Origin of the sequence: Enterobacter sp. ENT02 (assembly GCF_019219165.1) — a bacterium.
Taxonomy (GTDB): Bacteria; Pseudomonadota; Gammaproteobacteria; order Enterobacterales; family Enterobacteriaceae; genus Enterobacter; species Enterobacter mori.
In genome coordinates this window covers 705,766-718,966 of the sequence record NZ_JAHUWD010000003.1, presented here as the reverse complement: position 1 = coordinate 718,966, position 13,201 = coordinate 705,766, and the positions used below count along the sequence as shown (strand labels likewise).

Genomic DNA, 13,201 nt, shown 5'->3' with positions numbered 1-13,201 from the left:
ATGGACATTAAAAACTCTATAATAATATTGGCAGTATACATAATCATTCTAGCATCAATTATTGCTCTTATAGTATTTAAACGATGGTACAAACTAGATCATAGGAATTTATTCTCTCAGGAGATTTTTTGGTTTGCAATATTAACACCTCTTTTTAGTTTTTTTTACTTTGGGATTTTTTCATGGATAGGCCATCTGCCACAACTTGACAACGAAGGAATGAATAATTTCATAGCGATTTCTAAACTTCCATTACTTTTGCTAGCATCATCAGTACCGCTCGGCGCTATTGTCACTAATCTTCATAGAACTTATCAAGTAGAAGCTCAAATAAAAACTGCCGAAACCAAAAACCATACAGATGGTTATTATGCTCATAATAAGTATCACGTAGAGTTTCTTGGAAAGGTTAATTATAGCAAGAGAGTGGTAAAATCTCAAAATGAGAAAACAGAACAAGCAAACAATTTAATTATATCCGTCGCCCAACCTCACAGCTTGTATAAAAGATTATTCCCAGACTCATCTCCAATACTAGGGCCACAATATACACCATCTAATTCAACAATAAAAAAAATCAATATATTATTAGATAAAAATATAAACGCATTCAAGGCATTAGATAGCAACTATTACATTAACACAATATCTAATGGCGTTGATGAAAACAATGAAGAACTAAAAACAATAAGAATAAACCTGCTAACTTTATGCGCTTTTTTATATTTAAATGATGACGTTAGAGATATTACTGTAATTGATACAAAAAGTCGAAGCCCAAAATTATGCATGATAATTACTATGTTAAGGATGAGACTTATTTGTCATAAAATTAGCGTGGTTCTATTAGAAATCCTTGATATATATGGAATTACTAAACAGAGCCATCCTGACTTGATAAATAAAGTGAAAAGCTTTCGTAACAGCGCTAAAGAAGCAAGGCTCATTTTAGATCAAACACCATTGCCAGCGCGTTCAAAACCCTTGAAAGGGGTTTTAACTTCTATAAATGAAGCTGAGACAGCTTCTATGCAGGAAGATAAACATTCAAGCGAACAGCCTGCAAAGTCTCTCACTGAGCCATCCAGTGAATAACAGAGTAAGATTTAGTAGTTCACCTACACAAATGTTGTAGGAGGTAAGACTTTGCTTGGCGGCAGGGTATTAAAAATGCGTAAAACGGAAGAATACCGAATAATACTAACCCACTGTTTTTAAGAGTAAATGGCTGTTTTTACTATACTAAAAATGGTATGTAGAAATTTCGGACGCGGGTTCAACTCCCGCCTGCTCCACCAAAATTCTCCATCGATGATTACCAGAGTCATCCGATGAAGTCCTGAGAGCCCGCACGGCGCAAGCCCTGCGGGCTTTTTTGTGCCCTCAATTTGTCCCGCGAAGTCCGTAAATTTTCCCGACCATACTGGAGCATCACGCCATTAAACATTATTTCTCTCATGCTCAATGAGCCATTCTTTTCGAGAAATACCGCCGCCATAACCTGTCATCGCGCCATCTTTTCCAATTATCCTGTGACAGGGGATCACAATCGCAATCCGGTTTGCACCATTAGCAGCAGCGACGGCGCGCACAGCATTTGGCTTATTCATCCGTAGTGAAATGGCCTGATAGTGTGAGGTCTGTCCATAGGGAACTGCCCGCAGCTCGCGCCAGACGGATTGTTGAAAATCACTCCCTAGGGCATCTACTGAGAGATCAAACTGTCGGCGCGTTCCGGCAAAATACTCACTGATTTCCTTTACTGTCTGCCGGGTATGGCTGTTTTCTCCGGTGACGATTTTGGCGTTAAATAAATGCTGAATATCGCGAAATTCTGTTTCTAACATCCGGCGATCGGTAAACTCCAGTAGACAAACTCCCCGCTCTGTCGCACAGACAAACATCGGCCCAAGCGTCGTGGTAAAACGGTGAATGACAATCATCTGGGTTGCCTGAGTCGGCGCTGCACCAGTAAGTCGCTTGTAGGTATAACCAAACCCGCTCAGGGATTCATAGCCGTTGTCCAGCGCAACGTCAGTCGCCGTTCGTCCGCTTTTCAGCTCCTGCAGGGCAACGTTCACCCGCTGCATTCGTTGGAAAGCCTGAAAAGTGATGCCGTGATGTTGCAGGAACCAGCGTCTTACCCGCTCCGGACTGATTCCATGCTGGCGAAGCTCCGCGTCTGCAACACGGGATTTAATATCGCGCCTGACAAGCTCAAGCGCCTGTTCAACAAATAATGGCGCGCTGTGCGCATTCTCAGCGGGTCTGCAGACCTTACAGGGTCGAAAACCGGCCGCAAGGGCAGATTTGGCATCTTTATAAAATTCGACATTTTCACGTTTGGGCTTTCGCGCCCTACATACCGAAATGCAGAACACGCCAGTGGTTTTGACGCCGACAAAAAACACGCCAGTATATTCTGAAGCACGTTCCAGTAATGCCTGATACCAGATATCACATAAATTCTTATCGGTTATTTTCATCACCAAAAAGTCCTTCAAACGTCTGACGAGATCGGATCGTAAGCATGATATCAGTCAGCGTTGACTGCATGGCTGAATGCACAAAATTGCCCATAGAAATGCGGCTTACTCCGGCCATCTTCAGCCTGTCGAACGACGAAAGCTCGGGCATACACATGACATTAAGAGGAAGACCCGTTGCCTCTGCAATGAGGCTGATGTGTTTCTCTGACGTCAGGCAGGGAACAAAAAGGCCGTCAGCACCTGCAGCTTTATAGCTTTGACCCCGTAATATCGTCTCCTGCAACGCATCTACATGCCCGAGCAGGTAAGTGTCAGTCCGGATGTTCAGAAACAGGCTATGATTTTCGCTTCTCAGCGCATCGCTTACTGTTCTCAGGGTACAGGAAAAATCAGAGGCATCGTCAAGCTGACGCACGCCGTTCATGACTCTGCTGTCTTCAAGGTTAACGCCTGCGACGCCTGTCTGAGCAAGGCGCCTGAGATTGGCTGTAATCTCTTCGGCTGAATCACCATACCCTGCTTCCATGTCAACGCTCAATGGCAGCTTGCTGACAGCCTGGATACGGGTGACCATATAAAATAACGCATCAAACGGCATTCCCTGCCCGTCTTCATATCCCAGCGTGGACGCGATTGCTGCGCTGGACGTTCCCAATGCCTGATAACCTGCTTCTTGCGCTGCGACAGCACTGGCTGCATCCCAGACATTAGCGATAAGAAGTGGCTCATGCTGGTTGTGGAGTTCTGCAAAGTTCATATCCATATCCTCTCGATAAATTGAAAATGAATCTAAGCAGTAAGCAAGAACGTCACAACCGAAATTCAGACGACCATTTTTTTAGCAATCGTCGTCTGAACTTGGGGGCGAACCAGACCGAAACCTTTAGGGTCGGGTTCAGGCTTTCAGCATGGCAAGAACCGCCCATCGTGCCGCATCGTCTGCGATATTTTTCGGCAGCGCATCAGCGCGCAGATTGATATAAGCGTCAATAGCCTTTCTGATGGCCATGCTGACGGACTCACGATCGTGCGTTGCCAGCGTGGATGCAAGCAGGCCATCGGGATCAATGCCATGGAATTCAATGCGGCGAACCCCACGTTGCGGCAGATTTGCACGACGGCACAGCATAGGTCCCAACACTTGCTCGCGGAAGAATGACAGCATGCCAATCGCTTCAAAATGTTCGCCTCTTCCCAGTTTCACCGCCGCATAATGAAGCCAGATCCAGGCTCGGGACTCAAACCACTCCGGCGTCATGTCAGGCCATTGAGCACTATATTTTGCCAGTTGTTGTTCCAGAGCCAGGTGATCGCGGGTAAATAACACTGCAGGCTCCTCAACGCGTTGAGTGAGCATGTCCAGTGTGACAAATTTCAGATCGACATGGAGGAGTTCAGGACCATACAGGCATATAAGCAGACGAGGCTCTCCGACATGTTCCCCGGTGAAGGCATGCAGCAGATGCCCCAGCGTTCCGGCGAACTCAGTACGCTGCGCCATGATTTCGTCATAGCAGAGAGGGTCTACCACAACGACAAAATCGAGATCGGAGTAATTATCGAACCCGCCATGAACGAGCGAGCCGCCAGCAAGAAGAGAGTGAATTCGCGAGTCAGCCTGAAATTTAAGCTTGAGTTGCTCTGCAAAACTTCTGTGTAAATCGGGTAATGTACTTAGCATCCTTTTTCCTGTTCACAAAAAAGACAAAGCATTACAGACTATCGAGCTCTTTAAATAAGGGCCAGATATTTTTTGCAGTAGCAGTTTTGTCCCTGAGGAGTTTACTCGCTTAGCCATAAAGCAATCTCTTAGATATGAAGGGCATAGTTATGTTCTGACTGCCAGGCACGATATCGTAATTCATCACTTCAGCGATTGTTGAATCTGTTTTTAATCAGCCATACCTGTTATTGTTTTATATAATTTAAGCAGGAGCATTCAACGTTCAGGAGTGAATAGTGATAGACGCGCAACAGGAAACGAAACTTCGTTCATACGGGTTTACTGATAGCTTTGCGTGCCGTACTTAAAGACCCGAAACGTAAAGATCGGACTCTGTATTCACTTTTAGTTGAGCTAAAAAGACGCCTCTACACGTCCTGGATCATTGTCATTGGTTTACTTTTTTTTGCCACCTATACCACTATCACTAATGATTATGGAAATGGTTGGGTTTATTTCGCAACAATTATCGTTTTATCTCTTTTTATACTGGGAATGGCCCCGCTGTCTGTTTCATGGAAGGCGGTGAAATTTTTACGCAAGGAGGAGTAACCCTCCTTTCTGCCTGGCGAGTAAACTCTTTTTCATCGGTATTATATGTTTGCCAATTGTATAAAGTTTATGGGCTAATTTTTTTACCTTCAATAGCCAATGCCGACCCTGTCATTAAATACGATGAGGCGTTACATTAAAAACTATTTTCATGCGTTCAATATCAAAAAGCATAAAAACATTTCTGTAATTACAGGGATGACTAATGAATGTTGCATTCAAAAAATTGTATAGTGTTTATATAGGGAGAAAATTAGCCAGAGATATTATCTCAACCACGCTGTTCGTCATGATGAGGTGCTGAATGGGATTCACATACCCCGCCGTTGCTGGAGCAATGCAGAATGATCAGAGAGCCTTTTCTGCTGCTCTAGCTTCGCTGCAAGGAACGGCGTCAAACTTTGCTGCACATTGTATACAGGACTCGCGTGTCAGAGAGCAATATTTGCGCGATATTCAGAAAATGTCTGCTGAGTTTGTGCAAGCAGTGGAGAGTGGAAAAATGTCTCCCCGAGAAGCAGCAACTTTAGCCTCCCAAACGCGTAACGAAATACTCGACCTTTCGCGGCTAAGAAACAGCCCTGTAGGCAAAGCCTATGCGAAAAAGCTAAAACCATCGGGACGCACGATGGCTGACCTTACCGAACATTATGCAACTAAAATGTTTCAGCAATCTTTTGTGTCTTTATCGGAAAGGCAGCAGGCCACTGTATTCAAGGAAATGATCCAGTCGGCCGGACGTGACAGGGGCGTGGTATCAGGTATTGCTAAAACATTGGGTAAGGCTGGTAAACGGGTTATCTTCGTTTCTTTAGCGGTCGCCGCGTATGAAATTTATCAGGCAGAAGATAAAAGCACCGAAACAATGCACCAGGGCGCTATAGTTACTGCGGGTATTGCAGGCGGATGGGGAGCGGGTGCAGCGGTGGTAGCCACGGGTGTGTGCGCAGCAACTGCACCCGTTTGTATTGGTGTTGCGGCATTAGTGGGCGGAATTCTTGCGTCGATTGGAACAGACCTCCTGTTCGGAACCGTGTATGTTTCACCGCAAGGGAGAAATTAAAATGCATTTGACTGAAACTCAGCTGATCGCCCGCGTCCCCGTCTGGCACGCCTTATCAGAACTCTTTACCGGCCGCGAACTCCAGGAGTATGACTATCAATGGATGGCAGAGGTGCTGAAAAAATCCGGATTAAACCGGGAAGAGATCTTCAGAATTGTGGATGAGGAAGTCGCCCCTGCTCTACAGGCTAATCTGCTTTACAACCCAACGCCGGTGATGGACGGTTGGTCAGAGGAAGACATCAAACGGCTTGTCACAGCGTATTTGAAAAGAAAGCCGACAATTATCGAACGCATCATTCCTGCCCGGCTACTGTTAAAACAACGGCGTAAACACATCAGCAAGGAACTTAACAGGCTATCCGCTGAGCTGGATAAAGGTGTAATAAGTTAGAAAGCGAGATGATAACTAAAGGATGTTAATAGCACAGGTCTTCTCGCACAGACAAAAACCGCACACCTCAGGCATGCGGTATTTATATACCCGTCAGGTCAACCTTACTCGGCGACCACAAACCCCGGCAGCTCGGCATCGAAGTAATTGTGATACATATTCATCACCTCAGGGTTGCGGAAGCTGTAGGTTTTCAGCAGCCAGCGTTTTTCCGCGGAGTAAGGATCTCGCACCTGGATGATTTCCCGGTTATGCAAAGAGTCCTGATTGGCGAAGGAGAACAGGTCGCCTTTGTTAATCGCGACGCGGCCTTTTGCCGCTTTGGTGATCGACACCTTAAGGTCAATCAATGCTTTGATCGCCTCTGCTGGCGCGTCCGGAGAATAAGTCGTTCGTGTGTCGTAGTAGCGGAAAGTATGAATATTTTCCAGGATCGGATGCAGTTCAGAATCAATCTGGCTGGCGTTCGAATCGCGAGAGTATTCATCAAAAGGGGTAATAAAAAGCGGCTTTCGTAACCACTCCTGGGATTCAGCTTTCAGGTTATCCAGAATCGCTTTACCGTCCAGGTAGCCAGTAAAAATCAGGTTTTCTTCGCTGCAACGCATGCCTAATAAGCTGAGAAAATCAGCGCGCACGGGGTGAGCGGTACGATCGTTGTGGTAGTAAAGTTCGCCGTCCGTTTTTTGCGTTTGTGTGTTGCTGTATTTTTTGTCGGCATAAACATCATGGAAAAAATCACCGTTGTTGCGCGTGCGGTAGGCCAGTAACGGGGAGTCGGTGAGCTGAGCGAACAACTCCAGCAGCGCCTCTCCAACAAAGGTCAGCTTTTTGGCGTACTTATCGTTAACGGGATTGGTCTGATCAAATTCAGGAATGATGGTGTCGAGTGGAACGTTTTTTAATAAATGCGCGTTAATCCCCTGATCCTTGCGTTCTTGCCTGACGCGCTCGCAGGCCTGTACAAAAAAAGTAGGAACCAAACCATTTTCAATGAGTTCGGTGATGGACTGCTTGAAAAGTTTGTAGTCCGTATAAGGGCTGATGGTGACGCGGCTGATAAGTTTTGATAGCTCATCTTTTTGAAGATCGTTAAACTCTAGCTGGGTGATCATAGTTTGATTGCCTTATGTACGCTCAAAACAGACGCTGCACCCTGAGAAAGTAAGGCGTCTTGTTTTGAGTCTTATGGTTGTAATGGATTAAATCTTTCCTGTTTGCCTTGCGTAAGCGAACAAGCCACCCGCGGCGACAATGTTCGCAAGTTCCCCTACCGGAGCGGTTTTCAGAATCCCATCAGCAGTAGCGATCTGATGAGCGTCTAAATCGATTTCAATGGTATCCCCCGTTTTCAGCGCACGGATATCGCAGCCTTCATTCAGCGTGACGGGCATGATTTGCCCCGTGGATACACAGTTACGGAAAAAAATACGGGCGAACGACTGCGCGACGACGGCCTTCACGCCGGATGCTCCCAGTGCCACTACCGCATGCTCGCGCGAAGAGCCACAGCCAAAATTTTTCCCGGCCACAATAAAGTCATAACCGGCACGCTGCGTCTGCGAATTGATAAACGGCAGCGCCCCTTCCGGCAGTCCGCACATGGCAAGCGTTGCCAGCTCCTCACGCCCCTCGGCAGAGGCCGGGTTAATTTTCAAATATTCCGCCGTTAATATCTGGTCGGTATCGATATTGTCGCCTAACACATAAACCGTACCGCGCATTACGTTATTAATAGTCATTAGTTAAGTACCGTTCTGGATTAGTAATAAAACCGGATACTGCTGCGGCAGCCACGGCATAAGGTGAGGCCAGATAAATCATCGCGCCCTTATTTCCCATTCGCCCCACAAAATTACGGTTGGTGGTTGAAATCACGCTTATCGGATCCCTGACTCTGCCAAAGGTATCCGCGGGTCCGCCGCAGCAGGCCGCGCAGCCGGGTTCAGACGATAATTTGACGCCAGCACGGGTCAGAATTTCGTATACGGAACGGCCCTTCACCTGGGTGGTGATCAGATTATGAAATACCTCTTTGGTCGCAGGGACGGCATAGGTTGGAATGGTCACCTTGCGCTGCCAGAGTATTTCTGCAGCAGCAATAAAATCATCCGTTTTACCGCCCGTGCAGGAGCCAATATAGGCTTGTGAAATAGCAATGTTTTCCAGCTGCGCTACCGCTACCACATTATCAGGCGAGTGTGGCCGTGCAATAACGCTGGTTAATCCCGATACGTCAATATCGATCGTGCGAACGTATTGAGCATCTTCATCAGGCGTCATCACGGTATACGGGATGCGGGTTCTGGTCGCCAGATAATCCAGCGTGGCCTGATTTGGCACCATAATGCCGTTTTTAGCCCCGCACTCCACGACCATATTGCACATCGTCATCCGCTCTTCGACCGATAATTCGTCGATGACGTTTCCGGTAAATTCGATGGCATTATAGGTCGCCCCTTCCACACCCAGTTCTTTCATCAACACCAGAATTAAATCTTTCGCCTGGACGCTTTTCGCTTTCTTTCCGTAGTAATTCACTTTTATGGTGGCGGGAACCATCAGCGGGATCGCCCCCGTGCCCAGGGCATACGCCCCGTCAGTGATCCCCACGCCAATGGCGAAAGTGCCAAAGGCGCCAGCGGTCACGGTGTGAGAATCGGTCCCCAACAGCACCTCTCCCGGCCGGGTATGTCCCCCTTCCGCCAGACCGATATGGCACACACCTTTATAGTCTGGAGTACCCACATCATAAAAATGCGTAATATTTTGCGCGTTTGCGAATTCCCGCATCACCCGAATATTTTGATTCGCCTGTGGGTCTGCGGAATAAACAAAGTGATCAGGGATCATAATAAAACGATCCGGGTCCCAGACTTTTGCTTCTTCACCAAACTCTTTTTTAAATACGCTGGCGACGCCAGGCGTGCAGGGATCGTGGGACATCAATACATCAACATTCACGAAAAGAACTTCACCCGGTGAAACATGCGTTCTGTTACTGGCTTTGGCGATAATTTTTTCGGTTAACGTCATCCCCTGATTGATATTTACCGACGCATAATCATCAGTTTCGTGAATATTCATTTTTTTCTCCTTATTATCTGATGAGGAAATTACACCGTACAGAGAAGGGTCTTTCAACGGGAATCCGTTATTAGTCAGGTTAGTTTCATTTTGCGTGTGAATTGTTCCTCAGGTGGAACTGTGGTCCCCGCAGCGTAGATTCTTTAAGTAAAGAAGAGCAGATATGCATACCACCGAAATATAGATCAGACAGAAGATCAGCATCAGCGTGGTAAAGTCCCTGCTCACCAGCAGCCACGCCCCGACGGCCAGTAAAAATGCATTGGCCAGCCCGAAATCACGCTCCATGCGTGCAAACACGCGCATGCGCTCATCCGGGGTATTGGCAGAGAGATCGAGGTTAGCAAGCGTGACGGGCCGAATCGTCCCTGAGCCAAACCCCAGCAGCACCAGCGCCAGCAGCCCGGAGATAAAATAGTCCATGCCTTTCGCTGCAAGCCATTCATTGCTGGCAAAAAGCCCCAGCGCCGCCGTCATGAAAAGGCTGGTCGTCGACAGCAACGCCGTTACCCCAAACCGGGCGATGAAAGGTCCGGCTATTTTGATTGCCCCCCAGGACGAGAGCGTGAAGCAGCTCAGCACGGCCCCGAAAAGCAGAGGGTCGACGTTCACCATAATAAAGTAGAACGGAATAAAGCCGATGAAAGGCGCCAGCGTAAACGCTCTTGAGATGGAATAGAACAGCATCCAGAAGAGCTGATCCCCTCTGGGCGAAAAAGAGACCCGCTCAACAGGCCGCGCAGGTTCATGCTCTGACTCCTGCACGCGAATCAGCAATACGCATCCGGAGGAGATAACGCTCACCAGAATGGCGGCGATAAACGGCCACTGGGGATTATAGTCAAACAGAATGCTCCCCAGCGAGCCTGCCACCAGCGTGGCAATAAACATCCCGCTTTGCGACGTGGTCTGGATCTGCATAAACCGGTGCTGATCGCCTGCGGTGAGCTGGCGCAGCAGGGCCGCATCCGTGGTTAGCGCGATGGTAAACCCCGCGCCGCCAAGCAGCTGCGACGCCACCAGCAAAGTAAGATTGACCTCACTTTGCCGGGTACTCCACAGCATCAGCGCCATTCCCAGCGCCTTCAACAGTTCGCCTGCAACCACCGTCTGTCTGGGAGACCAGAAGCGCAGCAGCCAGCCGGGTATGCCGCTGCTGAAAGTACTGGTTAATCCATACAGCGCCAGCAGGAAAATAATCCGGTACATCCCCATATCTATCGTCCAGAAATAGAGTAACAAGACGGGAAGATGGAAATAGCAACGGGAAATAATACGGTAGGCCAGGAACAGGCCATGGTTGCCAGATCCGGGATGTAACCGGCGCGTCGTCATGACGACAGCATCGCCATAATGTCCATATCTCCCGCACGAAGGATGTTAATCTCCTTCTCCAGCAGCGAGACGATGGTGCTCGAGACCGTTGTCACAGGGCGCTGGGCTGCGGGCAGAATATAACCCACACGGTCGCCAAACGTCTGGCGGGCGGCATCAATGTCGATCAGGCAGTCAGACTCCACACCGGAGAGATTGGCTGAACTCATCCCCAGCGGGCGGCCAAACAGCGCAATGACCTCTCGCAACACGCTCTGATGGTTGCACACCAGAGAAACAGATTCAGGCTTCAGATACGGGTTCTGCGGTACTTTATCCGATGCCGGAACCACCACATTCAGCGCGCCGGGCATGGCACCAATCAGCTTGTCGAGCGCAGCGCGGTGCTGAAGCTTATCAACAGCGATGTACTCCCACGCCTGTGCCGGTTCCGCGACAAAAAGCGTCAGCGGTTTCTGTCGTTCGCGTTTTTTGAGATCGTAAATTTTCTGGCAGGCGTCAATATTCCACGGGTCTGCCGCCAGGGCGTAATTGGTATCCGTGGGAACCAGAACCACCTCACCGCGCTTGAGGGCGGCGACCGTATTGTGTATATGCTGCATCTCTTTTCCTGTTTAAATGTTGACGGTTACGCTACGGCCCGCGAGACAGAAACTGGCGGGATCCGGCACGTCTTTCCAGTCGATATCGATATGTGCAGTCAGGACTTTCACGGGCAACTGGCGCCGCGCGATTTCAGGTGGGGGCTGAACGTCCCTTTCCCCTACCGCCACACGTCCACTCCCCGCGCGGAGGGTTCTTATTGTTCCTTTCCAGCGCATGGCTGACGAGGTGCTCAGGCGAACCGTGACGGCCATCCCCGGACGCAGACGATCGGCATCAGACTCATCAAAAAACGCCTCAACCCAGCGGGTGCGGCAATCCAGAATGCGCACAATCGGCGAGCCGTTCTGAACGCTTGCGCCATTCTCCTCGGTGACGTCCCAGATCACGCCGTCCGTGCTGCTGCTGAGCGTCGCCTGCTGACGAGAGTGAAGGAGCGCGGCAACTTCCTGAATGCTTTGCGTCGTCGCCTGCCTGCGGGCAATCAGCTGCAGCCTCTCCTGCTGCATATTCTCGATCGTGAGCGACATATCGCGCTGATTTTGCTGTGGCGCATCCAGCGTTCTTGGCCCTGTCAGCTGAAGGCCGGATTTCGCGGCATTCACGTCAAGTAAACGCTGACGCAGCTCGGCCGCTTTCGCCTCCTGGCTGGCCTGTAGCACCTGCGTGTTGTTCTTACGCTCTTCATACTCCATGCGGCTGATAAAACGCTGCTGGTAGAGGTTTTTATAGCGCTGAAGCTGCTGTCGGGAGAATGCGGTTTGCGCCGTAATCGCGCTCAGCTCCTCCTTCAGCTGCACAAACGTGGCTGCCGATTGTTTCTCACCTAACTGCTGCTGCATCCTGCTCTCTGCGAGGTATTGCTGTCGCTGCTGCTGATAAACCTGCAGTCGCTGATCGATCCCCGAAATGTGCTTGTCGAGCTCAGCAAGCTGGATCTCCAGCGCGCTGCGCTGGGCCACCAGGCCAGGGATCTGATCGTTTGCCTGTGTGGTCACCACATTGCCCAGGGACTGTCGGGCCTGGACCGCCTGGCCCGGCGCGATGTTCTTCGCCAGCACGAGCTGTCCCGGCAGCGGGGAGAGCACCGTGGATATTCGACCATTGATAAAGGCCTCCTTGCTGGAGACCCCCATTCCTGCGAAAAACAGCAGAACAATGGCCGCCAGCACGCCACCCGCCACGCCCCATTTGAGGAGGCTATGCCGGGCGAAAACCGCTCTGATTCGGTTAATCACACACGCCTCATTAACGCTTATACAGCGTGACGATGCTGGCTTTCTCAAGGGTATGCATGTTGATGAGGAAACGTATCACCGCGTTGGGCAGATCCGGCGTCACGCCCAGATCATCACAGCTCAGGGCGTGCAGGGTGAAGATGTAGCGGTGCGGAATATCGCCTTCTGGCGGGCAGCAACCGCCGTAGCCAGGCGCGCCAAAATCTGATTGCGCATGTGTGATGTCGGGTGTGTTCGCCGGGTTTCCCGCTCCCGCCGCAAGTGCGGTCAGGCTGGCAGGAATGTTATAGGCCACCCAGTGCCAGAAACCGCTGCCCGTTGGCGCATCAGGATCGTAAGCGGTGACGGCAAAACTTTTGGTCCCCTGCGGGACATGTTCCCAGGACAAGGCGGGAGAGACATTATCGCCATTTCCGCCAAAATTATGATATTCGTTCGCTTTAGTAAGAAAACCATAGTCGTATAAACCTGCAATAGATAATTTCATAGCGTTAACCTCTGCTTGATTGTTGGCATTTGCCGGTGGGTTGTTCTATTGGTAACCGATTGAAAGCAAAACCGGTAACAGAATTCGCCAACCCGGCGAATTGCCCAGGAATAACGCGATATTGTTCCAACACTGAAACAATGCGGTGAAAATTTCTCTGCCGATTGCGAAGCCTCTTATTACACGACATCCTTGCCCTAAATTTATGACACCAGTGTGGTGCAGGGAGA

General features: G+C 49.5%; 13 protein-coding genes. 3 read left to right on the top strand and 10 right to left on the bottom strand.

All coding sequences use genetic code 11. From position 1 onward, the window contains the following. A complete protein-coding gene (locus tag KW829_RS14405; RefSeq protein WP_172701714.1) occupies nt 1-1,095 on the top strand; it encodes a hypothetical protein in 1,095 nt (364 codons plus the stop codon). 344 nt (nt 1,096-1,439) lie between these two features. Here KW829_RS14405 and KW829_RS14400 read toward each other — a convergent pair whose 3' ends face one another. From KW829_RS14400 to KW829_RS14390, 3 genes are all read right to left on the bottom strand, one after another. Next, a complete protein-coding gene (locus KW829_RS14400) occupies nt 1,440-2,486 on the bottom strand; it encodes a bifunctional transcriptional activator/DNA repair enzyme AdaA (RefSeq protein WP_218308468.1) in 1,047 nt (348 codons plus the stop codon). Next, nucleotides 2,470-3,246, bottom strand: a complete 777-nt coding sequence (locus KW829_RS14395) for an isocitrate lyase/phosphoenolpyruvate mutase family protein (RefSeq protein WP_218308467.1) — start codon at nt 3,244-3,246, stop codon at nt 2,470-2,472. The genes KW829_RS14400 and KW829_RS14395 overlap by 17 nt, the downstream gene beginning before the upstream one ends. Before the next feature lie 138 nt (nt 3,247-3,384). After that, nucleotides 3,385-4,170: a nucleotidyltransferase domain-containing protein gene (locus KW829_RS14390; RefSeq protein WP_218308466.1), complete on the bottom strand. Its 786-nt coding sequence runs from the start codon at nt 4,168-4,170 to the stop codon at nt 3,385-3,387. Between the two features lie 898 nt (nt 4,171-5,068). Here KW829_RS14390 and KW829_RS14385 point away from each other — a divergent pair. Both KW829_RS14385 and KW829_RS14380 read left to right on the top strand, forming a co-directional pair. Next, nucleotides 5,069-5,827, top strand: a complete 759-nt coding sequence (locus KW829_RS14385; RefSeq protein WP_218308465.1) for a hypothetical protein — start codon at nt 5,069-5,071, stop codon at nt 5,825-5,827. Between the two features lies 1 nt (nt 5,828). Continuing rightward, the gene (locus KW829_RS14380) at nt 5,829-6,221 is read left to right on the top strand and encodes a hypothetical protein (RefSeq protein ID WP_218308488.1); all 393 of its coding nucleotides are present in this window, start codon (nt 5,829-5,831) and stop codon (nt 6,219-6,221) included. Nucleotides 6,222-6,325: 104 nt separating this feature from the next. Here the strand turns inward: KW829_RS14380 and KW829_RS14375 are convergent, their stop codons facing one another. The 7 genes from KW829_RS14375 to KW829_RS14345 form a co-directional block, all read right to left on the bottom strand. Then, entirely contained in the window at nt 6,326-7,336 is a 1,011-nt protein-coding gene (locus KW829_RS14375) for a TauD/TfdA family dioxygenase (protein ID WP_010434255.1), read from the bottom strand. Between the two features lie 87 nt (nt 7,337-7,423). Next, nucleotides 7,424-7,963 carry a 3-isopropylmalate dehydratase gene (locus tag KW829_RS14370; protein WP_218308464.1) on the bottom strand — a complete coding sequence of 180 codons (540 nt, stop codon included), beginning with the start codon at nt 7,961-7,963 and terminating at the stop codon, nt 7,424-7,426. Then, nucleotides 7,953-9,308 carry an aconitase/3-isopropylmalate dehydratase large subunit family protein gene (locus KW829_RS14365; RefSeq protein ID WP_218308463.1) on the bottom strand — a complete coding sequence of 452 codons (1,356 nt, stop codon included), beginning with the start codon at nt 9,306-9,308 and terminating at the stop codon, nt 7,953-7,955. Before KW829_RS14365 ends, KW829_RS14370 begins: the two co-directional genes overlap by 11 nt. Before the next feature lie 108 nt (nt 9,309-9,416). Next, nucleotides 9,417-10,643, bottom strand: coding sequence for an MFS transporter (locus tag KW829_RS14360; RefSeq protein WP_218308462.1), 1,227 nt, complete (start codon nt 10,641-10,643; stop codon nt 9,417-9,419). Next, a complete protein-coding gene (locus KW829_RS14355) occupies nt 10,640-11,245 on the bottom strand; it encodes an L-threonylcarbamoyladenylate synthase (RefSeq protein WP_215230154.1) in 606 nt (201 codons plus the stop codon). Before KW829_RS14355 ends, KW829_RS14360 begins: the two co-directional genes overlap by 4 nt. Before the next feature lie 12 nt (nt 11,246-11,257). Beyond that, entirely contained in the window at nt 11,258-12,484 is a 1,227-nt protein-coding gene (locus KW829_RS14350) for an HlyD family secretion protein (protein ID WP_010434263.1), read from the bottom strand. 10 nt (nt 12,485-12,494) lie between these two features. Further along, the gene (locus KW829_RS14345; protein WP_010434264.1) at nt 12,495-12,971 is read right to left on the bottom strand and encodes a YbhB/YbcL family Raf kinase inhibitor-like protein; all 477 of its coding nucleotides are present in this window, start codon (nt 12,969-12,971) and stop codon (nt 12,495-12,497) included. Nucleotides 12,972-13,201 lie beyond the last annotated feature (230 nt).

Excerpts from the sequence above, each read along its gene's own strand:
- KW829_RS14395 (WP_218308467.1), bottom strand. The coding sequence starts at position 3,246 with ATGAACTTTGCAGAACTCCACAACCAGCATGAGCCACTTCTTATCGCT.
- KW829_RS14405 (WP_172701714.1), top strand. The coding sequence starts at position 1 with ATGGACATTAAAAACTCTATAATAATATTGGCAGTATACATAATCATT.
- KW829_RS14375 (WP_010434255.1), bottom strand. The coding sequence starts at position 7,336 with ATGATCACCCAGCTAGAGTTTAACGATCTTCAAAAAGATGAGCTATCA.
- KW829_RS14370 (WP_218308464.1), bottom strand. The coding sequence starts at position 7,963 with ATGACTATTAATAACGTAATGCGCGGTACGGTTTATGTGTTAGGCGAC.
- KW829_RS14380 (WP_218308488.1), top strand. The coding sequence starts at position 5,829 with ATGCATTTGACTGAAACTCAGCTGATCGCCCGCGTCCCCGTCTGGCAC.
- KW829_RS14360 (WP_218308462.1), bottom strand. The coding sequence starts at position 10,643 with ATGACGACGCGCCGGTTACATCCCGGATCTGGCAACCATGGCCTGTTC.
- KW829_RS14365 (WP_218308463.1), bottom strand. The coding sequence starts at position 9,308 with ATGAATATTCACGAAACTGATGATTATGCGTCGGTAAATATCAATCAG.
- KW829_RS14345 (WP_010434264.1), bottom strand. The coding sequence starts at position 12,971 with ATGAAATTATCTATTGCAGGTTTATACGACTATGGTTTTCTTACTAAA.
- KW829_RS14385 (WP_218308465.1), top strand. The coding sequence starts at position 5,069 with ATGGGATTCACATACCCCGCCGTTGCTGGAGCAATGCAGAATGATCAG.
- KW829_RS14400 (WP_218308468.1), bottom strand. The coding sequence starts at position 2,486 with ATGAAAATAACCGATAAGAATTTATGTGATATCTGGTATCAGGCATTA.
- KW829_RS14355 (WP_215230154.1), bottom strand. The coding sequence starts at position 11,245 with ATGCAGCATATACACAATACGGTCGCCGCCCTCAAGCGCGGTGAGGTG.
- KW829_RS14390 (WP_218308466.1), bottom strand. The coding sequence starts at position 4,170 with ATGCTAAGTACATTACCCGATTTACACAGAAGTTTTGCAGAGCAACTC.